This window comes from Streptomyces sp. NPDC093221 (assembly GCF_044753885.1).
In the GTDB taxonomy this organism is placed as follows: Bacteria; Actinomycetota; Actinomycetes; order Streptomycetales; family Streptomycetaceae; genus Actinacidiphila.
The window spans coordinates 60154-82816 of record NZ_JBIVOA010000003.1 but is presented as its reverse complement, the minus strand read 5'-3'; the positions used below and the strand labels follow the sequence as shown (position 1 = coordinate 82816).

The window sequence follows — 22663 nt, the reverse complement described above, 5'->3', positions numbered from 1 at the left end:
GCAACCCCGAGGGGACCGTGCCCGCTATGCCCGACGCCACCCCCAGCCAAGACGACGCGTACGACAGCACGCACGACGACACGTACGACACCGCCGTCAACGAGGCCCTGGAACGGCTCGGTCACGCCGGGTTCTTCCTCGGGTCCGGCAATCAGCTGCGCGGATTCGCGCTCCACGCCCCGATGGGAGCCGAGGCGCTGGCCGCCCTCGGCCACGGCGACCAGGTGCCGGACTGGGTCGAGTGGTACGCGGGCCACCGCGGCCTCGGCGCGCCGCCCGACCTCTTCGCCCCCATCGACGCGGCGGACCCCGACTCCTGGCGCGCCGCGCTCGGCGAGGCCCGGCGGCTCGCCGACTGGGCGACGCTGTTCCGGCGCGAGATCGACGGCGCGGGCTGGCGGGAGACCCTGGTCAAGTGGTGGCCCCGGCTGACTCCCGGCATGTTCGCCGGTCTGACCCACGGGGTGATCCGTACCGCGCACGCCGTACGCGGCATCACCGCCGTCGGCGCGCCCAGCACCGTACAACTCCACGAACTGGCCAACGGCCTCGCCTTCTGGGCCGCGCTCTACCAGCCGCCGGACGGCGCCCTCGCGCGCGGCGCGAAGGCCGTGGGCGCGGTCAGGACACTCGGCCGCCGACCGAAGTCCAAGCTGTTCGCCGCCGCCGACGCGCGGCTCGAACAGTCGGTGGACGCCGCGCTCGCCGAGCTGACCGCGATCGGCGCCGGGCGCTACACCCTGATGCGGCCGGGCGGCAATCCGGTGCCTGCCATCCACGCCGTCACCGCGCCCGCCGCGGTCCGGATGACGCTGCCGCACCTGCCGCCGCAACTCGCGCTGCCCTCCTACGAAGCGGTCCGCGACGTGTCGGGAACGCTGCTCAACATCTTCACCGGACGCGGCGAACCCGACCCCGCCGCACCGGCCGTGGACGCCCACGACCCCGCGGAGCGCCGCCGGATCGTCGAGGCCGCGGTCGAACTGCGCGACGAACACGCCATCAAGATCGCCGAGGTGGCGCGGCGCGAGTACGCGACCTACGAGGACCCGCGCTGCTTCGCCGCCGCCCACCACGCCGTACGGCTGCTTGGCGGCTAGGGCCTGCCCGGCGGATCACGAAGGCGCTCGGTGAAATGTCCTGCGAAGTGCCCTGCGAAGTGCCCCGCGAAGCGCCGTGCGGAGGGCCCTCGCGCGGGTCGGAAGAACCTCCCCCAACCCCCGTCTGAGCAGCGGCCTTTGTCAGTGCTTGGCGGTAAAATCGACAGTGTTCGAGAGGGTTGGCCGACGCCTCAGGAGGATGCCGATGGCCGTTGCCGCACTGCCCCTACTGTCCTTGCCGAAGAAGCCGCTTCCCGCCGGACGACCGCGCGAGTGGTACATCGCGCACAACCGCCGGCTCAAGACGATGCGCCTGGTCATCGCCCTGCTCGACTCGGGCGTCTACGATCCGGCGCAGGCGAGCAACCGCCGGATCCACGACACCGCCGAGCGCATCGGCGTCCACCCGCCGTCCGACATCACCTGCCGCATGGTCCGCGCCCTGATCAGCTACGGACGCTGACCCGCAGCAGCCCGCGGGCCCCCGCCGTCACCCTTGTGGGACGGCGGGGGCCCGCGGTCTTCTCCGGCGCCTTAGATCACAACTTGCGGTAGGTGTACGCGTCTTCGGCCGCCGCGGCCACCGCGTCCAGGTCCGCGCCGGTCGAGGCCGTGACGACCGCGGCGACCGCGCCTTCGAGGAAGGGGGCGTTCAACAACCGGCTGCCGGAGGGCAGTTCGTCGTCCGCGAGCAGCGCCTTGACGGTGAGTACGGCGCTGCCCAGGTCCGCGATGACGGCCACCCCCGCGCCCTGGTCGACCGTACGGGCGGCCGAGACGATCAGATCGGAGCTGGTGCCGAGCCCGCCGTCCGGGCCGCCGCCGGCCGCGACGACCGGCACATCGGTCGCGCCGCCGGTCAGTCCGGTGGCGAGCGCGACGACGGAGGCCGCGACGGAGGCGCTGTGCGACACGAGCACTATGCCGACTATCGGGGTGGTCACGCGGCACCGTCCCGCGCCGTGGCGGCCAGCGCGTCGACCAGGAGGGCCGCCGAGGTCGCGCCCGGGTCCTGGTGGCCGACGCTGCGCTCGCCGAGGTAGCTGGCCCGGCCCTTGCGGGCGCGCAGCGGCGTGGTGGCCTTCGCGCCCTCGTCGGCCGCGGAGGCCGCGGCGGCCAGGCCCTCGGCCAGCGAGCCGCCCGCGTCGAGCGCGCCGGTCAGCGCGTCCACCGCCGGGAGCAGCGCGTCCAGCATCGTCTTGTCACCGGCCGACGCGCCGCCCAGCTGCGCGACCCCGTCCACCCCCGCGCGCAGCGCGTCCCGCAGCCGGTCCGCGCCCACGGCCTCCTCGTCGCCCAGCTCCTTGCCCGCCTTGCGCAGCAGCGTGCCGTACAGCGGCCCCGACGCCCCGCCGACCGTGCTGATCAGCGTCCGGCCCACCAGCACCAGCACGCCGCCGGGCGTGCCGGGCGGTTCCTGCTCGACGGCGTCGCGCGCCGCGATGAAACCGCGCCGCATATTGCTGCCGTGGTCGGCGTCGCCGATGGGCGAGTCGAGTTCGGTCAGCCGCTCTGACTCGCGGTCGACGGAGGCGGTGGCCGTGTCCAGCCAGCGCCGCACGAAGTCCGCGTCGACGGTGGAGCCGGCGGATCCGGGGGAGGGGAGGGCATTCATACGGTTGTACGGTCCTTTCGGCGGTGGCGGCCGGTGGCCGGGAGCGGTCGGTACGGCGCGGGAGAGCGGGCGCTCAGCAGCCCCAGCGCAGCGCGGGCGTCGAGACCGGCGCGTCCCACAGCCCCAGCAGCTCCTCGTCGACCTGGCAGATCGACACCGAGCAGCCCGCCATGTCGAGCGAGGTCACATAGTTACCGACCAGTGTGCGCGCGACCGGGACCTTGCGTTCGGTCAGGGCCCGGTGCACCTCGGCGTTGAAGCCGTACAGCTCCAGCAGCGGCGTCGCGCCCATCCCGTTGACCAGCACGATCACCGGTCCGTCCGGCTGTAGGTCCTCCACGACCGCGTCGACCGCCACATCGGCGATCTCGCCGGACGTCATCATGGCCCGGCGCTCGCGCCCCGGCTCGCCGTGGATGCCGATGCCCAGCTCCAGCTCGCCGCTGGGCAGGTCGAAGGTCGGGGTGCCCTTGGCGGGCGTGGTCACGGCGCTGAGCGCCACGCCGAAGCTGCGCGAGGACTCGTTGACCCGGCGGGCCACGGCCGCCACCCGGTCGAGCGGCGCTCCCGCGTCGGCCGCGGCGCCCGCCAGCTTCTCCACGAAGAGCGTCGCACCGGTACCGCGCCGTCCCGCGGTGAAGAGGCTGTCGACCACCGCCACGTCGTCGTTGACCAGGACCTTGGCGACCTGCACGCCCTCGTCCTCCGCCAGCTCGGCGGCCATGTCGAAGTTGAGCACGTCACCGGTGTAGTTCTTCACGATGAACAGCACCCCGGCCCCGCTGTCGACCGCGGCGGCGGCCCGTACCATCTGGTCCGGCACGGGCGAGGTGAAGACCTCGCCGGGACAGGCGGCGTCCAGCATCCCGCGCCCGACGAATCCGCCGTGCAGCGGCTCGTGCCCGGAACCACCGCCGGACACCAGACCGACCTTCCCCTCGTACGGCGCCCCCCGCCGCACGATCACCCGCCGCTCGACGTCGACGGTCAGCTCCGGATGCGCCGCCGCCATCCCGCGCAGCGCGTCGGCGACCACGGTCTCGGCGACGTTGATCAGCATCTTCATCAGTACCTCCTGAGAAGGTCGGCAGTGCGGCGACCGGGGGCCCTCGTCCAGGTCAAGGGGCCGGACGCGGTTCGGGGACCGCCTTGCCCGGTCGGCCCACGGCATGCTCCGGCCGGGCTGTCGCGTCTCCCCCCAGTATCGCCGCATACGCGCCGCACAGCGCGTTCCGCACCCGCGTGCTCAGGTGAGCGGGGCGGTCAGGGCGCGGAGACCGGGATCCAGGGGGTGGCGCGGAAGGCGGCGCTCGGGGTCAGGGTCTCGCCACGCACGGTGACCGCGGGTCCGGTGGCGACCCGCGCGCAGGCGGCCTTTCCGCCGGCGGTACGGCCGAAGGCGTGGGTCAGGGGCGGGGCCGGAGTCGGGCGCGGGGTGGCGGTGGCCGCCTCGCCGCCGTAGGGGTCCCGCGTCGCGTCCCCCGACGGGTCGCCGTCGTCACCACCCGTGACCCCCGCCGTGGAATCCGCGGAGTCCGTGGGGCCCGTGGCGTCCGTCGGATCGTCGGGCTTGCCGTCGATCGCCCGGGAGTCCGTGACGGTCAGCGGGAGGTCGGCCGCGATGGCGGCGAACAGGCGGCGGCCGGAGTGCGAGACGACCACGCGGTCGGGATCCTCCGGATCGGGCATGTTGGGCATGGTGACGAACGCGATCCGCGCCGACGGCACCTTGCGCAGGTCGTCGATCAGGCCGACCAGCCGGGAGACGCTCCCGAGCCGGGTGTCCACGGTCAGCGCCCGGGTGGCCGCGTCCGCGAGGTCCAGCAGCGAGGCCGGGTCGGTGAACGTGCTGTTCTCGCGCAGCCGGTGGGCGAGCGCGCCGAGGAAGAGATGCTGCGCGTCCGTACGGCCGAGGTCGCTGCCGTCGCCGAACGCGTGGCGCGAGCGCAGGAACTGGAGCGCGGCCGTGCCCTGGAGTTCGTGCCTGCCCTTGGCCAGCTTCAGGTGCGAGTAGGAGTCGTACACATTGCGGTCCACGCAGACCGGGACGCCGCCGACCGCGTCGGACATCCGGACCACGCCCGCGAAGTCGGCCATCACGAAGTGGTCGATGGGGATTCGCGTGAGCGCGTGCACGGCCGCGACCGTACAGCCGGGGCCGTAGCGCAGCGTGGAGTTGATCTGGGCGTGCCGGGGCTCGGTGACACCGCCGTGCGGGTCGCGGCAGGCGGGCAGGTCGGTCACCGTGTCGCGGGGGATGCTGAGCACCGAGGCGTGCGAGCGGTCGGCGGAGATGTGCAGCACCATGCCCACGTCCGCGTTCTGCCCCGGGCCGCAGTCGCCGCCGAGCCGGCAGTCCTCCGGGTCCGCGCGGGTGTCGGAGCCGATCACCAGCACATTGATCGGGGTCCTGCCGAAGGCGTCGGCCCGCTCGGTGCCCGCGTCGCCGCCGACGCCGCCGAACAGGGGCAGGTCGCGGATGTTGCCGTCCAGGCGGAGGTAGAGGAAGGCGCCGGTCGCGGCGGTCAGCAGGACCAGGACGGAGACGGCGAGCGCGGTCACCCGCATCGTCCGCCGCCCTCGGTGCCGCCGGACGCCGAGGGCTGTGGCGCCCGGCACGGACGGCGTGTCCTCCTCGGGGGATTCCCCGTCTTCGGCTCCCGGTTCCCCGCCTTCGGCCACCGGTACCCCGCCGGCCCCCGGCGGCCCGGTCCGGTCGTCCTCGTGGGGGTCGTCCTGCCCGTCGGCCATACGTGTGTGCGTCCCTCGCGTCCGTCCACGGACCGGTGGACACGGCGCCCACCAGCGAAATTGCAGTATCACCCACGGCGGCGGCGAATCCCGGCTGCCCGCGGGCGGGGTGTCGTGGACCGTCGCGGCACCCGGCCGCCCCCGTTCCCGCGCCGGGGTATCGGCCGTCGCCGCCCCACGCACGGCCCTTCCGAATTTCTGGAACGCGTTCTACTGTGTGCGCCGGTATCGGGGCAGCGGCCGGCACCGCCGGTGCGTCCCGACGGGAGTCCCGAAGAGTTCAGGAGGGGCCGTGGACCTGGAATACACGCCCGAACAGCGGCGGCTGCGCGCCGAGTTGCGCGACTACTTCGCCGGTCTCGTACCGGACAACGCCTACGCCCGGCACGACGACCCCGCCGCACGCAAGGACTTCTACCGGCGGACGATCCGCGAGCTCGGCGCCGACCGCTGGCTCGGGATCGGCTGGCCCACCGAGTTCGGCGGGCGCGGGATGACGCCGATGGCGCAGTTCATCTTCTTCGACGAGGCCGCGCAGGCCGGGGTGCCACTTCCGCTGATGGCACTCAACACCGTCGGTCCGACGATCATGCAGTTCGGCACCGACGAGCAGAAGGCGTACTTCCTGCCGAAGATCGTCGCGGGCGAGATCGACTTCGCCATCGGCTACTCGGAGCCCGACGCGGGCACCGACCTCGCCGCGCTCAAGACCCGCGCGGTGCGCGACGGCGACACGTACGTGGTCAACGGCCAGAAGATCTGGACCACCAACGGCGACACCGCCGACTGGGTGTGGCTCGCGGTGCGCACCGATCCGGACGCGCCGCCGCACAAGGGCATCAGCATGCTGCTGGTGCCGACCACCGACCCCGGCTACTCCTGCACGGTGATCAACACCCTGGCCTCGCACGACACGACCGCCAGCTACTACGACGACGTCCGCGTGCCCGTCACCCGCAGGGTCGGCGAGGAGAACAAGGGCTGGCGGCTGATCACCACCCAGCTCAACCACGAGCGGGTCACGCTGGCCGCGCACGGCACCATGGCGATCCGCGCCCTGCACGACGTCCAGCGCTGGGCCGCCGACACCAAGCTCGACGACGGCCGCCGCGTCATCGACCTCGGCTGGGTCCGCGGCCGGCTGGCCCGCGCGCACACCCGGCTCGACGCCATGAAGCTGCTCAACTGGCAGATGGTGGACGCCCTCCAGCGCGGCACCCTCACCCCGCAGGACGCCTCCGCGGTCAAGGTCTACGGCAGCGAGGCCCGGCGGGACGCGTACGCCTGGCTGATGGAGGTGACCGCGGCGGCCGGGCCGCTGAAGGAGGGCTCGGCGGGCGCCGTGCTCCACGGCGAGCTGGAACGCGGCTACCGCAGCGCCGTCATCTTCACCTTCGGCGGCGGCAACAACGAGATCCAGCGCGAGATCATCTCCTGGATCGGCCTGGGGATGCCGCGCGTCCGCCGCTAGGACCTGACCGGCGGGTGCCCGGCTGTTCGGCCCCCGTCGGGGCGCGTCCCCCGTGGCGGTCCGGCGGGTCGGAGCCGTCACCCGGCCGTCGGTCCTACGGGCGGGGCCCGGCGCCCGTCACCCGTCACCCGCCCGGCGGGCCCGCGGCTTCGCGAGTCCGCGGCCGTTTTGCCCTGATGCGCTGTGCCGCTTGTCGGCGGTCGCGGCCATACTGGGACCGGGGAAGCACCGAGGACCACGGGGGCGGCGGCACGCGATGGCGGCTGGACATCACGACGGACACGACCAGGGACATCCACAGGGACACGGCCAGGGACGCGAACAGACCTACCAGCAGGGGCGCGAGCAGGGACACGGACCGGGACGCGGGCAGGGGAACGGCCCCGAGGGACTGGGGACCCTCATCCAGGGGCGGTACCGGCTGCACGAACTGATCGGCCGCGGCGGCATGGGCGAGGTCTGGCGTGCGCTGGACGAGTCGCTGGGCCGCCGGGTCGCGGTGAAGTGCCTGAAACCGGTCGGCCACGCGGGCGACGCGGGATTCACCCGCATCCTCCAGGAGCGCTTCCGCCGCGAGGCGCGCGTCGCGGCGTCCCTCCAGCACCGCGGGGTCACCGTCGTGCACGACTTCGGCGAACACGACGGCGTCCTCTACCTGGTGATGGAACTGCTCGACGGCCGCAATCTGCTCCAGGTGCTGGACGACGCGCGGCGCCATCCGCTGCCGGTCCCCGACATCACCGACATCGCGGAACAGGTCGCGGACGCCCTCGCGTACACGCACACCCAGGGCATCGTGCACCGCGACCTGAAACCGGCCAACATCATGCGGCTCAGCGACGGCGCGGTGAAGATCTGCGACTTCGGCATCGCCCGGCTCGGCCACGACATCGGCTTCACCTCCCGGCTCACCGGCACCGGCATGGCGATGGGCACCCCGCACTACATGTCGCCCGAGCAGATCGGCGCGGTCTCCGAGGTCGACCAGCGCAGCGACCTCTACTCGTTGGGCTGCGTGCTGTACGAACTGGCCACCGGACGGCCGCCGTTCGACCTGGAGGACGCCTGGTCGATCCTGGTCGGCCACCGCGACACCGCGCCCGACCCGCCGCGGATGACGCGACCGGAACTCCCCGCCGAACTGGACCGGTTGATCCTCGACCTGCTCGCCAAGGACCCGGAGGACCGCCCGCAGGACGCCGCTGACGTCGGCGGCCGGCTCAAGGCCATGCGGGCGGCGGCGGGCGCGGCCGCCGCCGAGCGTCCCTCGGCGCTGCCGTCCTGGGCCAGCGGACTGACCACCGGCTCCGCCGCGCGCTCCACCCGCGCGCACCGCATCCCCGACGCGCCGCACCACGAACTCACCGGCGCCTGGTCCACCCGCGTGGTCGTCGCCGCCGCGGGCCCCGACACCCTGGCCGCGCTCGCCGCCCGGCACACCGAGGGCATCGACCTCGGCCGGGTCGGCAACTGGCGGCAGGCGTACGACCTGCACACCTCCGTCGCCGCCGCCCGCGACCGCGCGCTCGGCACCGAGCACCCCGACACCCTGGCCAGCCGCCACGAGGCCGCCTTCTGCCTGGGCAGGCTCGGCCGCACCGAGGAGTCGCTGCGGCTGTACGAGTACATCTCGGACGTACGCCGCCGGGTCCTCGGCCCCGACCACCCGGACACGCTGGTGGCCCGGCACGAGGCCGCGTACGCGCTGGGCAGCCTCGGCCGTTACCTGGAGGCCCACCAGATCTACTCGGCCGTGCTGGCGGCGCGCGAGCGCACGGTCGGCGCGGACCACCCCGACACCCTGCACTGCAAGCACAATCTGGCCTTCAACCTGGGCCGTCTCGGCCGGACGGACGAGTCGTACGCGATGGCCGTCGAGGTCGCCGACGCCCGGGCGCGGGTGCTGGGCGCCGATCACCCCGAGACGCTGGTGACCCGCTTCGAGGTCGGCTACGCGCAGGGCCGCGCGGGCCGCTGGGCCGAGGCGCTGGCCACCTACCGCGACGTGGCCGCCGCGCGCGCCCGGGTGCTGGGCGCCGACCACTCCGACACGCTGGCCGCGCGCTACGAGACCGGCATCTGCCTCGGACGGCTCGGCCGCAGCGGCGACGCCCTCGCGCTGTACGAGGAGTTGGTCGAGGCCAGGACCAGGACCGGGGGCTCCACCGACGCCGAGACGCTGCGGGCCCGGCACGCGCTCGGGGTCAATCTGGGACGGCTCGGCCACTGGGACCGGGCGCTGGCCGAGGCGCGCGACGTGGCGGCGGTGCGCGAGCGGGTGCTGGGCGCGGAGCACCCCGACACCCTCGTCAGCAAGCGGGAGATAGCGGTGGGGCTGGGCTGGCTGGGCCGCTGGTCGACCGCGCTCGCGGTCTACCACGAGGTCGCCGAGGCGCGCGAGCGCGTGCTGGGCGCCGATCACTCCGACACCCTCACCAGTCGCAACGACGAGGCGCACTGCCTGGAACAGCTCGGCAGGACCGCCGAGGCGCAGGCCCTGTACCGCCGTGTCTCCGCCCAACAGCAGGGCGCGCCCGAGCGGTTGTGAGCGGCGGGTCCGATCCGGTCCCGGCCCCTCGGCCCCGTCCTCAGCCGATCCGGAGGGTCGCGGCGGCCTTGTAGGTGCGCAGGACCGGCGCCGTCTCGATCCGCGCGATCGGGTCGAGCGCGACCTCGCGGGTCAGATAGCGGTGCAGTTCCTCCGCGTCCCCGCACAGCGCCTGCGCGACCAGATTCGTCGGCCCGGTCGTCGCCGCGACCATCGCCAGTTCCCGGTGCCCCGCCAACTCCGTGGCGACCGCGTCCAGATGCGCGGGCTTCACCTGCATCCACAGCAGCGCCGACACGGTCACGCCCAGCACCGCCGGTTCGATGTCCACGTCGAGGAAGAGCGCGCCGCGCGTGCGCAGTTCGGCGAGTGTGCGGGCGACGGTGGGGGCCGTGGAGCCGGTCGCGGCGGCGAGTTCCGCGTAGCTGATCCGGGCGTCGTCGCGCAGCGCGTCCAGCAGGAGGCGGTCGGGGCCGGTGAGGAGATACGGCGAGGCGTCCGGCTCCTCGGCGGCGCTCTCGGCGCGCAGCCGCGCCCGCTGTGCGGCGTCCAGGACACCGACCCGTCCGTGCCAGGCGGTCGGTCCGCCGACGTAGGTGTGCAGGAGGTAGTGCGCGGACACCGCGGTGATCCCGGCGGTACGGGGGATGTCGCGCAGCAGCAGCGCGTGCGCGTCGGGGCCCGCGGGCTGGGTGTGGATGATCGCGACGATCTCGGTGCCGCCGGAGGTCAGCCGTACCCACGAGGTGTCGGGGCGCCGCGCGAGGGCGACCGCGATGTCGTGCGCGGCGCGCGTGGCGGCGGTCAGCCGTACGAACCACTGGTGGATACCGGCGCTGCGCGGCGCGGGCAGCGCGACCACCCGAAGGCCCGCGTGCGCGTACAGGCGGCGGTAGCGGCGTACGACGGTCTGGGTGGAGCAGCCGAGGACGTCCGCGACGAGCGTGAACGGCGCCCGGCCGTCCACTTGCAGGGCGTGGATCAGGCCGCGGTCCAGATCGTCGAGTGCGAGCGCCTTCGCCATATCAGCCGACCTCGATGGAAGTAATCATCGAATTCTGCCACGGAAATGGAAGCGGGTGCCGTACGGGCGGGACGGTGGTGGTCGTCGGTCACGGGGCCGGGGCGTCGCGAGACGGACCACGCGCACGGACGACGGACCGCGCACCCGTACGCAGGGGAGAGGCATGTCCCGCAGCACAGGACACGAGACGCACGACACGTACGGCGCGCCCGCCGTGACCGGGGGTCCCGGCACAGGTGAGGGACCGGCGGCCGGTTCCGTACCGCCGTCCGCGTACCCCTGGCGGTGGATCGCGCTGGCCGCCGTGCTGGTCGCGGAGGCGATGAATCTGCTGGACGCCACGATCGTGCAGGTCGCGGGCCCGGTCATCCACACCGACCTCGGCGGCGCGGCAGCGGCCATCCCGTGGTTCAGCGCCGCCTACACCCTCGCGTTCGCGCTCGGGCTGCTGACCGGCGCCCGGCTCGGCGACATCGCGGGCCGCCGCCGGGTCTTCCGGATCGGGGTGACGGCCTTCGCCGTCACGTCGCTGGCGTGCGCGCTCGCGCCGACCCCCGAGACGCTGATCGGACTGCGGGCGCTGCAAGGCGCGGCGGCGGCGCTGATCATCCCGCAGACCTTCGGCCTGATCCGCGCGATGTTCGACGGCGACGAACTGGCCAAGGCGCTGGGCACGATCGGCCCGGTGATGGGCCTGTCCGCGGTCCTCGGCCCGGTGCTCGGCGGGGTCCTGACGCACGCCGACCTGTTCGGCTCGTCCTGGCGCGCCTGCTTCATGGTCAACGTCCCGCTCGCGGTCGTCGTGCTGGCCGTCGCGCGACGGCTGCGCGAGGACCGCGCCCCGGTCCGGCCGCGCCTCGACCCGGCGGGGACGGCGCTGGCCATGGCGGGCACCGCGCTGGTGGTGTGCCCGCTGGCCACCGGCTCGCCCGGAGCGGCCGGATGGGCGGTGGCGGCCGTCGGCGCCGCCGTACTGGCGCTGTTCGTCGTCCACCAGCGGCGCACCGCGCGCGGCGGCGGGGCGCCGCTGATCGAACCGGCCCTGCTGCGCGGCCGTGCCTTCCCCGCCGCGCTCGCCACCTCCACGCTGTTCTTCGCCGTCATGAACGGCGTCATGATCACCGTGGTCCTCCATCTCGAACTGGGCCTGCGCCGCGGCCCGCTCACCGCGGGACTGACCATGCTGCCCTGGTCGCTCGGGCTGTCCGCGGGTTCGGTGGCCGCGGGCGGCCGTCTGGTCCCGCGCTACGGGACCCGCGTCATGCACGCCGGGATCGCCTTCCTCGGCGTCGGGATCGGCGGCGCGGTCCTCGCCTACCGGTCCGCCGCGCCCGACGCGTACCCGACGGCGCTGCTGTTCGCGCTCGCCGTCGCGGGCCTGGGCACCGGGCTGTTCACCCCGCCGTTCTTCACCACCGCGCTGAGCGGCGTCGGCCGCCAGGAGACCGGCTCGGCCGCCGGGCTGCTCAACGCCGTCCAGCAACTCGGCGGCACCATCGGCGTCGCCGTGATCGGCGGCGTCTACCTCGCGGGGGACGGCACGCCGCGCGCCGCCGCGCAGGCCGCCCTCGGCACGGCCGCCGCGATCCTGGCGGCGACCGCGGTCGCGGCGGCGGTGATGACGGTGCGGCGGGGCGACGAGGGCGGCGACAGCCGCTGATGTGACGGGGGGCGGCCGGGAGTGTCGCCGACGTGTGGCGCGCTCGGGCGTCGCGGCCCCGCGTGACGGGCGCGGGGTCGCAGAAATCTGACACTGCGTCAGAAAATCTCTTCCCTCTCCAGACCGGCTGCGGCATCCTGCCCCCCATGGAGACCGAGCTGAGCACACGGCTGGGCATCGAGTACCCCGTCTTCGGCTTCACGCCGTTCCCCGCGGTCGCCGCCGCGATCAGCCGCGCGGGCGGCATGGGCGTCCTGGGCGCGGTCCGCTACTCCGCCCCCGACGAACTCGCCCGCGACCTCGACTGGTTGGACGGGCACACCGACAAACTGCCGTACGGCCTCGACGTCGTGATGCCCGCGAAGAAGGTCGAGGGAGTCACCGAGGCGGACGTCGAGGCGATGATCCCGCCGGAACACCGCGCCTACGTCGAGGCGTTGCTGACCAAACACGGCGTCCCCGCACTCGCCGCCGACGAGCGCGCGGGCTGGCGGATCACCGGCTGGATGGAGAAGGTCGCCCGCGATCAGCTCGACGTCGCCTTCGACTACCCGATCAAGCTGCTCGCCAACGCGCTGGGCTCACCGCCCGCCGACGTCGTCCGCCGGGCCCACGACCACGGTGTGCTGGTCGCCGCGCTCGCCGGCAGCGCCCGGCACGCGCGGCACCACCAGGAGGCGGGCATCGACATCGTGGTCGCCCAGGGCTACGAGGCGGGCGGCCACACCGGGGAGATCGCGAGCATGGTGCTCGTCCCCGAAGTGGTGCGCGCCGTCGACCCGTTGCCGGTGCTCGCGGCAGGCGGCATCGGCACCGGCGAACAGGTCGCCGCCGGGCTGGCGTTGGGCGCGCAGGGCGTCTGGCTCGGCTCGGTCTGGCTCACCGCCGCCGAGGCCGATCTGCACTCGCCCGCCCTCACCCGCAAGCTGCTCGCTGCGGGCTCGGGCGACACCGTCCGCTCCCGCGCCCTCACCGGCAAACCCGCCCGCCAGCTCCGCACCGAGTGGACCGACGCCTGGGAGGACCCGGCAGGCCCCGGCACCCTGCCGATGCCGCTCCAGGGCCTGCTGGTCGCCGACGCCGTCTCCCGCATCCAGCGCTACGAGGTCGGCCCGCTGCTCGGCACACCGGTCGGCCAGATCGTCGGCGCGATGACCGAGGAGCGGCCCGTCCAGGCCGTCTTCGACGACCTCACGCGCGGCTTCGAGCGCGCGATGGACCGGCTGAACCGTATCGCCGGACGCGGCGCGCAGGACGGCGCCGCCCCCGGCCCAGGGCGTGACCGGCGCTGACCGCCCGCACGCGCAGGACAGATCTGCTCCGGCAGACCCGACCGCTGAGGAGGACCGGATGAGCACGTCCACGCCCAACGGCTTCTGGGCACAGGCCGAACAGGACCCCGGCCGTACCGTTCTCACCGCGCCCGACGGCGAGCAGTGGAGCGCCGAGCGGCTGCACGCGGCGTCCAACCGGCTCGTGCACGGGCTGCGCGCGGCCGGATTGGAGGCCGGCGACGCCTTCGCCGTCGTCCTGCCCAACGGCGTCGAGTTCTTCACCGCCTATCTCGCCGCCTTCCAGGCCGGTTTCTACCTGGTGCCCGTCAACCACCACTTCGTGGCCCCCGAGATCGGCTGGATACTCGCCGACTCCGGCGCCAAGGTGCTCATCGCGCACGAGCGCTTCGCCGAGGCCGCCCGCGAGGCGGCCGACGAGGCGGGGTTCGCCTCGGACCGGCGGTACGCGGTCGGCGACATCGACGGCTTCCGCCCCTTCGCCGACCTGCTCGCGGGACAGTTCGCCACCGCGCCCGACGCCAGGACCAGCGGCTGGGTCATGAACTACACCTCGGGCACCACCGGCCGCCCGCGCGGCATCCGCCGCCCGCTGTCGGGCAAGCCGCCCGAGGAGACGTATCTCGGCGGATTCCTCGGGATCTTCGGGATCAAGCCCTTCGACGGCAACGTCCACCTCGTCTGCTCACCGCTCTACCACACCGCCGTGCTCCAATTCGCGGGCGCCGCCCTGCACATCGGGCACCCGGTGGTGCTGATGGACAAGTGGACGCCGGAGGAGATGCTGCGCGTCATCGACCGCTACCACTGCACGCACACGCACATGGTCCCCACACAGTTCCACCGGCTGCTGGCCCTGCCGGAGGACGTACGGGGGCGCTACGACGTGACGTCCATGCGGCACGCGATCCACGGCGCCGCGCCCTGCCCCGACCACGTCAAGCGGGCGATGCTGGAGTGGTGGGGCCCGTGCGTGGAGGAGTACTACGCGGCCAGCGAGGGCGGCGGCACCTTCGCCACCGCGCGGGAGTGGCTGAAGAAACCCGGCACCGTGGGGCGGGCCTGGCCGATCAGCGAGATCGCCGTCCACGACGACGCCGGGAACCTCCTGCCGCCCGGCGAGGTCGGCACCGTCTACATCAACATGAAGACCGGCGGCTTCAGTTACCACAAGGACGCGGCCAAGACCCGGTCCAACCGGATCGGCGACTTCTTCACCGTCGGCGACCTCGGCTATCTCGACGAGGACGGCTACCTCTTCCTGCGCGACCGCAAGATCGACCTGATCATCTCCGGCGGCGTCAACATCTACCCCGCCGAAATCGAGGCCGCGCTCCTCACCCACCCCGCCGTCGCCGACGCCGCCGCCTTCGGCATCCCGCACGACGAGTGGGGCGAGGAGGTCAAGGCCGTGGTCGAGGCCGCACCCGGACACGAGCCGGGACCGGCGCTCGCCGACGACATCCTCGAACACTGCGGCCGGAGACTGGCCGGGTACAAGCGGCCCAAGACCGTCGACTTCGTCGCCGAGATGCCCCGCGACCCCAACGGCAAGCTCTACAAGCGACGGCTCCGCGAGCCGTATTGGGCCGAGCGCGAACGCCCGCTGTGAGCGGCCCGCGGCACCGTAGCCTCGGCGTATGGGTGAGATTCTGAACGTCGAGGCGAACGGTGTGCGGCTCGCCTACGAGGTGGCCGGTCCGGCGGACGGGCCGCCGCTCCTGCTGCTGCACGCGCTGGGCGAGGACCGTACGTCCTGGCGCGCGGTGTCGGACGCGCTGGCCGCCGACGGCTGGCGCGCGTACGCGCCCGACCTGCGCGGCCACGGCGCGAGCGAACACCCCGGCATGTACTCCTTCGAGCTGCTGCGGGACGACGTGCTCGGCTTCCTCGACGCGCTGGGACTGCGGCGGGTGACGGTGGTCAGCCACTCGCTGGGCACGTTCGCCGCGTCGCTGGCGGCCATCGCGCGGCCGGACGCCGTACGGCGGCTCGTACTGGAGGAGGGCCCGCTGCCCTTCCCCGCCGACCCGCCGCGCCCCGTCCCGACCGAAGCCCCCGAGGAGCCGACCCCGTACGACTGGCGTCTGCTGCCCGCCGTCGCGGCGCAGCGCAACGACCCCGACCCGGCCTGGTGGCGCGACCTCACCGCGATCACCGCGCCCACCTTGCTCGTCGCGGGCGGCCCGAGCAGCCACCTGCGCCAGGACCAGCTCGCCCGGGTCGCGGGCCGCATCCCCGACTGCCGCCTGGTCACCATCGAGGCCGGTCACATGATCCACGACGACCGCCCGGCTGAATTCCTGCGCGAGGTGCGGGCCTTCCTGTCCCCGGTCCCGGCCGGTCGGCCGGCGGACGGGACGCGGGGCTGAGGCCCGACGGGTACGGTCGGTGCCTTCCGGCGACGGGGGCCGCGCCGCCTGACACCGTGGCCGACGGGCGGCGTGGCCGTCGTGGGCGCCCGGTGCCGTCGTCCGGCGGCGGTCAGCCGGTGACGCGGGCGGCGATCGTACGGGCGCAGGCCAGCGACGGCGTGCGGCTGGTGTCGACCTCCAGGTCGTAGCGCACACCGCGGTGGACGAGGTCGGCCTGGGAGCGGGCCATGCCGGTGGCGCGGTCGCCGCGGGCGGCCTCGCGGGCCGCCGCCACCTCGGGGTCGCAGCGCACCCCGACCCACAGGACGTCGAGGCCGGTCAGGGCGGTGCGCCAGCGCTCCTGGGAGTCGGGCCCGCCGAGGAAAACCTCGTCCACGACGATCCTGGCCCCCGCGCGGGCCATCGCCCCGATGCCCCGCGCCCAGGCGATGTCCAGCAGCCGGAAGTCGTCGCCGACCGACACCGAGCCGTCGGGTCCGAAGCCGATGCCGCCCTCGGGGTCCTCCGAGGTGCGCATCGCGCCGGGCAGCGCGTCGACCAGGGTGTCGCAGCCGAAGGTCAGCCAGGGCCGCGGCAGCACATCTTGCAGGCAGCGGGCGATCCTGGACTTCCCGGAACTCGATCCGCCGTTGAGAATGATCACCTCAGTGGACATCCCGACACGGTAGGCGCGGTGAGGGGAACCGGCGAGTGGATATCGGCAGCGGCTCGGACACGGGCTTCGACGGCGGCTCCGGCGGCGGCTCGGGCAGCGGTTCCGGGTCGGCGGACACCACCCGCGTCATGACCTGGAATCTCTGGTGGCGGTTCGGGAACTGGCGCGAGCGGCGGGACGCGATCGTGCGGACGCTGGCCGACGTCCGGCCGGACGTCGTGGGCCTGCAGGAGGTGTGGGGGAGCGCGGACGAGAATCTGGCCGGGTGGCTGGCGGACGAGCTGGGCATGGAGTGGGCCTGGTCGCGCGCCCCGGTGCAGGACCGCTGGCACGGGCGCAACGGCGGTGACACCACCGTCGACGTCGGGGTCGCGGTGCTCAGCCGCCACCCGATCCTGGAGACCGCCGAGCGTCGGCTGCCCGCGGGCGCCGCCGCCGACGACGGCAAGACGGCGCTGCACACGCTGATCGACGCGCCCGGCGGCCCGCTGCCCTTCTTCACCACCCACCTCAACTCCGGGGCCGCCGACTCCGCGGTCCGCTGCCTCCAGGTGCGGGAGCTGGCCGCCTTCGTGGCCGAGCGGTCGACCGGCGGGCATCCGCCCGTCGTCACCGGGGACTTCAACGCGGAACCGGACTTCGACGAGATCCGGCTGATGGGCGGCTACCGGACGGCGCCCGCCGTTCCGGGGCTCGTGCTGGTCGACGCCTGGCGGTTCGCCGACCCCGCCCTGCCGAACGGCACGTGGGACATCACCCAGCAGGACGCGGCCAACTTCGGCGACCGGCCCACCTGCCTCGACTACATCTTCGTCGGCATGCCGACGGCCGGGGGCACGCGCGGCGCCGTCCAGCGCGCCCACCGGGCCGGTGACCGTCCGGTCGACGGCGTCTGGCCCTCCGACCACGCGGCCGTGGTCGCCGACCTGGCCCAGGGCGCGGCGACCGGCGGCCGACCGGACCCGCGCTAGGGCCTGTCGGCGCCCGTGGTCCCGCCCCCGTCGTGCCACTCGGCGGACAGCGCCCGCGCCGGGTTGGTCACGAAGACCGCATCGGCCGCCGCCGTGCCCAACTCTCTTTCCAGGCGCGGCCGGAGCGTACGCAGGAGGTAGGGCAGCCCCGGACCGCCGCCGGTCGAGGAGCGGGCGGCGGCCGTCGTGGTGTCGCCGCCGAGCAGGAGCTGCGCGGTGTGGCCGGCCTCGGCGAGCGCGACCATGCAGTCGATCAGCCGCCAGTCGGTGGCGTGGTTGGCGCGTGAGGGGCCGTCGAAGGCGAGGAACGCGCCGGAGGCGGCCAGTTCGCGGTGGACGCCCGGATCGGGGAAGCGGTTGAGGTGGCCGAGCAGGACGCTGGCGGTGGGCACGCCCTCTTCGCCGTGGAGTACGCCGAGGACGTCGACCGCGGCGGTCCCCAGCTCGTGGTGGACGCCGATCGGCGCACCCGTGGTGTGGTGGGCCTCGGCCGCCGCCGCCAGGACCCGCCGGGCGTGGCCGTCGAGGCCGTGGAACATCCCGGCGACCTTGATCATGCCCGCCCTCGCGGTGCCGCGCGGGCCGTCCGGGTCGTCGCTGTCGAGCAGCCCCCGGGTCAGCTCGGCGGTGAAGAAGGCGGCCAGGCCGTCCGCGCGCAGCCGCTCCACCAGCTCGGGCGCGTAGTGGGCGGCCTGGTGCAGTCCGGTCGCCGCCACGACGTGCACGCCCGAGGTCCGCGACAGCGCGGGCAGCTCGGCCGCTCGCCGCCCGAGGCCGAACGGCGTCCACTGGGCGACCGCCGCCCCGCCGAGCGCCCGGAATGCGGCCAACTCGGCCCCCGCCGCCGCCGGATCGTCCAGCTCCTGTCCGGCGAGCGCGGGCATGCGCAGGAAGAGATGGTCGTGGGCGTCGCACACCCCGAGCCGGTCGGGCGCGATGTCCCCGAGGACCGTACGCACCGCCCTCGTCCCGGACCGCCCGCTCATCGCGCACCGCCCGGCGCCGTGCCGTCGGCGTCGCCCGCGCCGCCCGCGCCGCCCGAATCGCTCGCGTCGCCCGCATCGCCCGCGCTGCCCGTGCCGTCCGCCCCGTCCGCGAAGACGCCGGCCGCCACCCGCAGCCCGGCCAACGCCCTCGGCACGCCGACGTACGGTGCGAGGTGCACCATCACCTCCACGATCTCGCGTGGGGACATGCCGATCCGCAGGCTGTTGCGGACATGGTCGTCGAGCTGCGGCTCGACCCCGCCGATCGCGGTCAGCGCCGCCAGATTGGCGATCTGCCGGTCCCGCAGGGCCAGCCCCTCGCGCTGGTAGGTGCCGCCGAAGAGGGCGGTGACGATCCAGTCGGGGAAGCCGGGGGCGAGCGAGTCGAGGCCGGTGAGGGTGGACTCGACGGTGGAGGGGCCCGCCATTTCGGCCAGCAGCCGGTAGCCCGCGTCCCGGTCGATCGCGCTCGGCGTCATCGTCGTAGGGGCCGCAGGGGCCGTAGGGGCCGTACGGGCCGTAGGGACCGTTGGGGATGTACGCGCCGTATCAGCCGTAGGGGTGCTCACCACTGCTGTCCCGTCTCGATCGTGTCCAACTCCGGTGCCGACAGACGCAGCACCTCGTACCGCTCCTCGCCGGGGGCGGGCGGGGCCGTCTGTTCCCACAGGGTGAAGCGCAGCAGCTCCCACCGCCGGGGGTCGACGGCGAGCGCGACGCTGTGCGCGCCGGGGCGTGCGGCCAGTTCCGGCAGTTCCGCGAGCGCGGCCCTGATCACGGCGGCGGGCTCGGCGCCCGGGTCCAGCGGCCACGCCTTCCTGGCCGCCGCGCGCGGAACGGCGCCGAAGGACGGTCCCCGCGCGAAGCCGAGCCCGGTCCAGTGCTCGACCACCGGCCGTCCGAAGTCGCTGACGATCCCCTGGAATCCGGGACCCCACAGGAAGCCGTTCATGCCCTGCGGGGTGTTCCACAGATAGAACGGGGCGTACTGGTTGACCGGCGAGTCCTCGACCCCGCGCTCACGTATGAGGTACGCCTTGACGCCCAGGCCGGGGAAGTCGTCCAGGAGGTGGCCGCGGGTCGCCACCCGGTGCCGGATGATCCCCATGTCGTAGTCGGCGGGCAGGGTGATGCGGTAGTTCATCGCGAGCATGGTCGGTGGCTCCCCCATGAGTGCCGCGGCGCCGCCTCGGAGCGGTGCGCCGCCGTCGTGCGGCGGGACGGGTCCTGTCAGGTGTCAGGTCGAGAAGCGGCGCAGGGCGGCGGTGGTCAGGACGCCGTACGCGCCGCCGTCAGCAGCGCCGTGGCACCCCGTACCGCCCGGTCGAACGGCTCCTGCGAGTCGGCGGCGCGGGCCAGGACGTAACCGCCCTGGACGACGGCGACTATCGCGGCGGCCGTGTCGTACGGATCCAGGCCCGGCCGCAGCTCGCCGCTGTCCATGCCGTCGGCGATGATCCCGGCGAGCCGGTCGCACAGCCAGCCGAAGGTCTCCGCCACCGGCTGTCGCAGCTCCGCGCTGTCGATGACGTCCGGGTCCATGGCCATCCGGCCGACCCGGCAGCCGCGCAGGGCGTCGCGCTCGCGCAGCAGATACGCCAGCGCCTTCTCCACGGCCGTCTCGCCGCCCGCCAGTTGCTCCTCGGCCTGCGCCCTGAGCTGCGCGGCGCTGCGCCGCATCGCCGTCACCGCCAGGTCCGGCTTGCCCCGGAAGTGGTGGTACATGCTGCCCTGCCCGGCACCCGCCCGGTCCTGTATGGCCTTCGGGCTGGTCCCGACATAGCCCCGCTCCCAGAGCAGCTCCTGGGCGCTCTCGATCAACCGCTCCGCCGTGTCCATGGAACCGAGTGTACATACTAGTAGGTACAGAAACCAGGGTGAAAAAGAAGGCGGCGGGCCACCCCGCCGCCACTCCTAGGTTCCCGAAGACCGGCGGGTTCAGCCGGGACCGGCGAATTCCACCTCCGCGGCGGAGACGACGGTGCCGAACCGGGGGAAGTCGAGGGAGACCGTCGCCCGGTGCTCGGCGGCGGTGAGGCCGGACATCGCGTCCTCGGCGAAGACCAGCCGGTAGCCGTGGTCGGCGGCGGCCCGCGCGGTGGACTCCACGCCCATGTTGGTGGCTATCCCGGCCAGGACGAGGGTGTCGATGCCGCGCTCTTGGAGCCGGTCGTGGAGGCCGGTGTCGTGGAAGGCGCCGACGGTCCGCTTCACGACGAGCAGGTCGCCGTCCCGCGCCACGCCCTCCACCAGGCCGCTGCCCGGCGGCTGTTCCGCGGGGCCGGTGCGCTGCGCGCGAATGGCGACGACCGTCGCGCCCGCGTCCCGGAAGGACGCGGCGAGGCCGCACGCGGCGGTGAGCACGTCGGGCCCGCTGTGCGGAGCCAGGGGTAACGCGACGATCCGGTCCATGAGGTCGACCAGCACCAGCGCGGTGCGGGCCGGATCGAGGCCGGGAGAGAGCGGGGACAGGGCGGAGTGCGGCGCGTGCGGCGACTCGCGGCCGGAGTTCCGCCCGGCGCCGCGTTGGTGATCATGTACGGTCATGATCGGACCCTACCCGCCGGATCCGGCCCCCTGTACGACGATCGAACGGGCCCACCGGTAGTCGGCCTTGCCGCTGGGGGAGCGCTGGATGCGGTCGGTCACCACCAGACTGCGCGGAATCTTGTACCCGGCCAGCCGCGCACGGCAGTGCGCCTGCACGTCCTCGAGGGTGAGCGGGTCCGCCCCGTCCCGCGGCTGCACCACCGCCGCCACGCGGTGGCCCCAGCGCTCGTCCGGCACCCCCGCCACCAGCGCGTCGTAGACGTCGGGATGCGCCTTGAGCGCCTCCTCGACCTCCTCCGGATAGACCTTCTCGCCACCGGTGTTGATGCACTGCGAGCCCCGCCCGAGCACCGTCACCACGCCGTCCTCGTCCACGGTGGCCATGTCGCCGAGCAGTACCCAGCGTTCGCCGTCCCGCCGGAAGAAGGTCGCCGCGGACGCGGCGGGGTCGTTGTAATAGCCGAGCGGTACGTGGCCGCGCAGCGCGATACGGCCGGGCGCCGCTCCGGTCACCGGTTCGAGCGTGGCCGGGTCGACCACCGCGATGTGCGAGTCGACCGAGATGCGGAAGCCGCGGTCGGGGCCCGCGTCGGCCGTCGCGGTGCCGTTGAAACCGGACTCCGACGAGCCGAAGTTGTTGAGGATCAGCACCCCGGGCACCAGCGACTGGAACTGGTCCCTGACTGTTTGCGACATCACCGCGCCCGAGCTGGACAGGGTGAACAGCGAGGAGCAGTCGGTGCCTTGGAGCGGTCCGGCCAGCGCGTCGGCGAGCGGCCTGAGCATCGCGTCGCCGACCAGCGAGACACTGGTGACCCGTTCCTTCGCGATGGTGCGCAGCACCTCCTCCGGCACGAACTTCCGGTGGATCACCACCTTCTGGCCGAAGTGGAAGCCGATGAAGGCGGTGAGCGTGGACGTGCCGTGCATCAGCGGCGGGGTGGGGAAGAAGACCAGGCCCTCGCCGCCGGCCGCGACCCGCTCCGCCAGCTCCTCCGGCCGTTTGACCGGCTCGCCGGTTGGGGCGCCGCCGCCCATCCCCGAGAAGAACAGGTCCTCCTGACGCCACATCACACCCTTGGGCATGCCGGTCGTGCCGCCGGTGTAGATGACGAACTGGTCGTCGGCCGACCGCGGGCCGAAGCCGCGTAAGGACGATTCCGCGGCCACCGCGTCGGCGAACTCCACCGTCTCCAGGGTGGATTCGGCGTCCTCGGCGGCGGGCGGGCCGCCCACCCGGATCAGATGCCGCAGCCGGTCAGCTTGCGGCAGGGCCGCGGCCACGCGGCCGGTGAACTCGGCGTCGAAGACCAGCGCCGCGAGGTCGGCGTCCCGGTAGAGGTAGACCAACTCCTCGGCCACATAGCGGTAGTTGACGTTGACCGGCACCAGGCGGGCCTTGAGGCAGGCGTAGGCGGTCTGGAGGTATTCGACCCCGTTGTAGAGGTGCAGTCCGACGTGTTCGCCGGGGCGCAGGCCGGCCGCGAGGAGGTGGTGGGCGAGCCGGTTGGCCGCCGCGTCGAGTTGCGCGTACGTCAGCCGCCGCTCGGATCCGGTGCCGGGGTGGTCGACGTACACCAGCGCCTCCCGGTCCGGTACGGCGTCGACGACCGACTCGAAGAGGTCGGCAAGGTTGTACTCCACGGCGTCTCCCGTCCCGCGCGG

At 73.9% G+C, this 22663-nt stretch carries 21 protein-coding genes; 9 read left to right on the top strand and 12 right to left on the bottom strand.

Features of this window, described 5'->3' with window-relative positions; all coding sequences use genetic code 11:
• Positions 1 to 26 precede the first annotated feature (26 nt).
• Both ACIQCJ_RS12405 and ACIQCJ_RS12400 read left to right on the top strand, forming a co-directional pair.
• Positions 27 to 1100, top strand: coding sequence for a hypothetical protein (locus ACIQCJ_RS12405; RefSeq protein ID WP_355343928.1), 1074 nt, complete (start codon positions 27 to 29; stop codon positions 1098 to 1100).
• 205 nt (positions 1101 to 1305) lie between these two features.
• Positions 1306 to 1563 (top strand): hypothetical protein, encoded by a 258-nt coding sequence (locus tag ACIQCJ_RS12400; protein WP_355343930.1) that lies wholly within the window; start codon positions 1306 to 1308, stop codon positions 1561 to 1563.
• Between the two features lie 76 nt (positions 1564 to 1639).
• Here the strand turns inward: ACIQCJ_RS12400 and ACIQCJ_RS12395 are convergent, their stop codons facing one another.
• From ACIQCJ_RS12395 to ACIQCJ_RS12380, 4 genes are all read right to left on the bottom strand, one after another.
• Positions 1640 to 2044, bottom strand: a complete 405-nt coding sequence (locus tag ACIQCJ_RS12395; protein WP_355343933.1) for a PTS fructose transporter subunit IIA — start codon at positions 2042 to 2044, stop codon at positions 1640 to 1642.
• Positions 2041 to 2715: a dihydroxyacetone kinase subunit DhaL gene (gene dhaL, locus ACIQCJ_RS12390; RefSeq protein WP_355343936.1), complete on the bottom strand. Its 675-nt coding sequence runs from the start codon at positions 2713 to 2715 to the stop codon at positions 2041 to 2043. The genes ACIQCJ_RS12395 and dhaL overlap by 4 nt, the downstream gene beginning before the upstream one ends.
• Positions 2716 to 2788: 73 nt before the next feature.
• Positions 2789 to 3781 carry a dihydroxyacetone kinase subunit DhaK gene (gene dhaK / locus ACIQCJ_RS12385; protein WP_391164142.1) on the bottom strand — a complete coding sequence of 331 codons (993 nt, stop codon included), beginning with the start codon at positions 3779 to 3781 and terminating at the stop codon, positions 2789 to 2791.
• Between the two features lie 197 nt (positions 3782 to 3978).
• Positions 3979 to 5466, bottom strand: coding sequence for an LCP family protein (locus ACIQCJ_RS12380; protein WP_402711328.1), 1488 nt, complete (start codon positions 5464 to 5466; stop codon positions 3979 to 3981).
• Between the two features lie 292 nt (positions 5467 to 5758).
• On the opposite strand from ACIQCJ_RS12380, the gene ACIQCJ_RS12375 reads away from it, so the two are divergent.
• A complete protein-coding gene (locus ACIQCJ_RS12375) occupies positions 5759 to 6937 on the top strand; it encodes an acyl-CoA dehydrogenase family protein (RefSeq protein WP_355343944.1) in 1179 nt (392 codons plus the stop codon).
• Positions 6938 to 7193: 256 nt separating this feature from the next.
• Positions 7194 to 9485 carry a protein kinase domain-containing protein gene (locus ACIQCJ_RS12370; RefSeq protein ID WP_355343947.1) on the top strand — a complete coding sequence of 764 codons (2292 nt, stop codon included), beginning with the start codon at positions 7194 to 7196 and terminating at the stop codon, positions 9483 to 9485.
• 40 nt (positions 9486 to 9525) lie between these two features.
• On the opposite strand, the gene ACIQCJ_RS12365 is transcribed toward ACIQCJ_RS12370, so the two are convergent.
• Positions 9526 to 10509, bottom strand: coding sequence for an Lrp/AsnC family transcriptional regulator (locus ACIQCJ_RS12365; protein WP_402711327.1), 984 nt, complete (start codon positions 10507 to 10509; stop codon positions 9526 to 9528).
• Positions 10510 to 10672: 163 nt separating this feature from the next.
• Here ACIQCJ_RS12365 and ACIQCJ_RS12360 point away from each other — a divergent pair, with 163 nt between their 5' ends.
• From ACIQCJ_RS12360 to ACIQCJ_RS12345, 4 genes are all read left to right on the top strand, one after another.
• On the top strand, positions 10673 to 12169 hold the full coding sequence (locus ACIQCJ_RS12360) for an MFS transporter (RefSeq protein ID WP_402711326.1): 1497 nt from the start codon (positions 10673 to 10675) through the stop codon (positions 12167 to 12169).
• A 146-nt stretch (positions 12170 to 12315) separates the two neighbouring features.
• Entirely contained in the window at positions 12316 to 13461 is a 1146-nt protein-coding gene (locus tag ACIQCJ_RS12355) for an NAD(P)H-dependent flavin oxidoreductase (RefSeq protein WP_402711325.1), read from the top strand.
• Between the two features lie 58 nt (positions 13462 to 13519).
• Complete coding sequence (locus ACIQCJ_RS12350; protein WP_402711324.1) at positions 13520 to 15073, top strand: acyl-CoA synthetase; 1554 nt, start codon at positions 13520 to 13522, stop codon at positions 15071 to 15073.
• Between the two features lie 28 nt (positions 15074 to 15101).
• The gene (locus tag ACIQCJ_RS12345) at positions 15102 to 15833 is read left to right on the top strand and encodes an alpha/beta fold hydrolase (protein WP_402711323.1); all 732 of its coding nucleotides are present in this window, start codon (positions 15102 to 15104) and stop codon (positions 15831 to 15833) included.
• 112 nt (positions 15834 to 15945) lie between these two features.
• Here ACIQCJ_RS12345 and cpt read toward each other — a convergent pair whose 3' ends face one another.
• On the bottom strand, positions 15946 to 16491 hold the full coding sequence (gene cpt, locus ACIQCJ_RS12340; RefSeq protein WP_402711322.1) for a chloramphenicol phosphotransferase CPT: 546 nt from the start codon (positions 16489 to 16491) through the stop codon (positions 15946 to 15948).
• A gap of 128 nt (positions 16492 to 16619) precedes the next feature.
• On the opposite strand from cpt, the gene ACIQCJ_RS12335 reads away from it, so the two are divergent.
• Positions 16620 to 17462 (top strand): endonuclease/exonuclease/phosphatase family protein, encoded by an 843-nt coding sequence (locus tag ACIQCJ_RS12335; protein WP_402711728.1) that lies wholly within the window; start codon positions 16620 to 16622, stop codon positions 17460 to 17462.
• Here ACIQCJ_RS12335 and ACIQCJ_RS12330 read toward each other — a convergent pair.
• The 6 genes from ACIQCJ_RS12330 to ACIQCJ_RS12305 form a co-directional block, all read right to left on the bottom strand.
• Positions 17459 to 18448, bottom strand: coding sequence for a phosphotriesterase (locus ACIQCJ_RS12330; protein ID WP_402711321.1), 990 nt, complete (start codon positions 18446 to 18448; stop codon positions 17459 to 17461). The two genes, ACIQCJ_RS12335 and ACIQCJ_RS12330, sit on opposite strands and share 4 nt — an antisense overlap.
• A complete protein-coding gene (locus ACIQCJ_RS12325) occupies positions 18445 to 18927 on the bottom strand; it encodes a carboxymuconolactone decarboxylase family protein (RefSeq protein WP_402711320.1) in 483 nt (160 codons plus the stop codon). The genes ACIQCJ_RS12330 and ACIQCJ_RS12325 overlap by 4 nt, the downstream gene beginning before the upstream one ends.
• A gap of 86 nt (positions 18928 to 19013) precedes the next feature.
• A complete protein-coding gene (locus tag ACIQCJ_RS12320) occupies positions 19014 to 19601 on the bottom strand; it encodes a DUF4865 family protein (RefSeq protein WP_402711319.1) in 588 nt (195 codons plus the stop codon).
• A gap of 116 nt (positions 19602 to 19717) precedes the next feature.
• Positions 19718 to 20287 (bottom strand): TetR/AcrR family transcriptional regulator, encoded by a 570-nt coding sequence (locus ACIQCJ_RS12315; protein ID WP_355343976.1) that lies wholly within the window; start codon positions 20285 to 20287, stop codon positions 19718 to 19720.
• A 99-nt stretch (positions 20288 to 20386) separates the two neighbouring features.
• Positions 20387 to 20995, bottom strand: coding sequence for an isochorismatase family protein (locus ACIQCJ_RS12310; RefSeq protein ID WP_401858576.1), 609 nt, complete (start codon positions 20993 to 20995; stop codon positions 20387 to 20389).
• A 9-nt stretch (positions 20996 to 21004) separates the two neighbouring features.
• The gene (locus ACIQCJ_RS12305; protein WP_402711318.1) at positions 21005 to 22642 is read right to left on the bottom strand and encodes an acyl-CoA synthetase; all 1638 of its coding nucleotides are present in this window, start codon (positions 22640 to 22642) and stop codon (positions 21005 to 21007) included.
• Between the last annotated feature and the right edge of the window lie 21 nt (positions 22643 to 22663).

Coding starts and splice junctions, on each gene's coding strand:
- ACIQCJ_RS12330 (WP_402711321.1), bottom strand. CDS start 18,448: ATGAGCGGGCGGTCCGGGACGAGGGCGGTGCGTACGGTCCTCGGGGAC.
- ACIQCJ_RS12335 (WP_402711728.1), top strand. CDS start 16,620: ATGACCTGGAATCTCTGGTGGCGGTTCGGGAACTGGCGCGAGCGGCGG.
- dhaK (WP_391164142.1), bottom strand. CDS start 3,781: ATGAAGATGCTGATCAACGTCGCCGAGACCGTGGTCGCCGACGCGCTG.
- ACIQCJ_RS12370 (WP_355343947.1), top strand. CDS start 7,194: ATGGCGGCTGGACATCACGACGGACACGACCAGGGACATCCACAGGGA.
- ACIQCJ_RS12325 (WP_402711320.1), bottom strand. CDS start 18,927: ATGACGCCGAGCGCGATCGACCGGGACGCGGGCTACCGGCTGCTGGCC.
- ACIQCJ_RS12365 (WP_402711327.1), bottom strand. CDS start 10,509: ATGGCGAAGGCGCTCGCACTCGACGATCTGGACCGCGGCCTGATCCAC.
- ACIQCJ_RS12310 (WP_401858576.1), bottom strand. CDS start 20,995: ATGACCGTACATGATCACCAACGCGGCGCCGGGCGGAACTCCGGCCGC.
- ACIQCJ_RS12360 (WP_402711326.1), top strand. CDS start 10,673: ATGTCCCGCAGCACAGGACACGAGACGCACGACACGTACGGCGCGCCC.
- ACIQCJ_RS12350 (WP_402711324.1), top strand. CDS start 13,520: ATGAGCACGTCCACGCCCAACGGCTTCTGGGCACAGGCCGAACAGGAC.
- dhaL (WP_355343936.1), bottom strand. CDS start 2,715: ATGAATGCCCTCCCCTCCCCCGGATCCGCCGGCTCCACCGTCGACGCG.
- ACIQCJ_RS12345 (WP_402711323.1), top strand. CDS start 15,102: ATGGGTGAGATTCTGAACGTCGAGGCGAACGGTGTGCGGCTCGCCTAC.
- ACIQCJ_RS12320 (WP_402711319.1), bottom strand. CDS start 19,601: ATGCTCGCGATGAACTACCGCATCACCCTGCCCGCCGACTACGACATG.
- ACIQCJ_RS12315 (WP_355343976.1), bottom strand. CDS start 20,287: ATGGACACGGCGGAGCGGTTGATCGAGAGCGCCCAGGAGCTGCTCTGG.
- cpt (WP_402711322.1), bottom strand. CDS start 16,491: ATGTCCACTGAGGTGATCATTCTCAACGGCGGATCGAGTTCCGGGAAG.
- ACIQCJ_RS12400 (WP_355343930.1), top strand. CDS start 1,306: ATGGCCGTTGCCGCACTGCCCCTACTGTCCTTGCCGAAGAAGCCGCTT.
- ACIQCJ_RS12405 (WP_355343928.1), top strand. CDS start 27: ATGCCCGACGCCACCCCCAGCCAAGACGACGCGTACGACAGCACGCAC.
- ACIQCJ_RS12380 (WP_402711328.1), bottom strand. CDS start 5,466: ATGGCCGACGGGCAGGACGACCCCCACGAGGACGACCGGACCGGGCCG.
- ACIQCJ_RS12355 (WP_402711325.1), top strand. CDS start 12,316: ATGGAGACCGAGCTGAGCACACGGCTGGGCATCGAGTACCCCGTCTTC.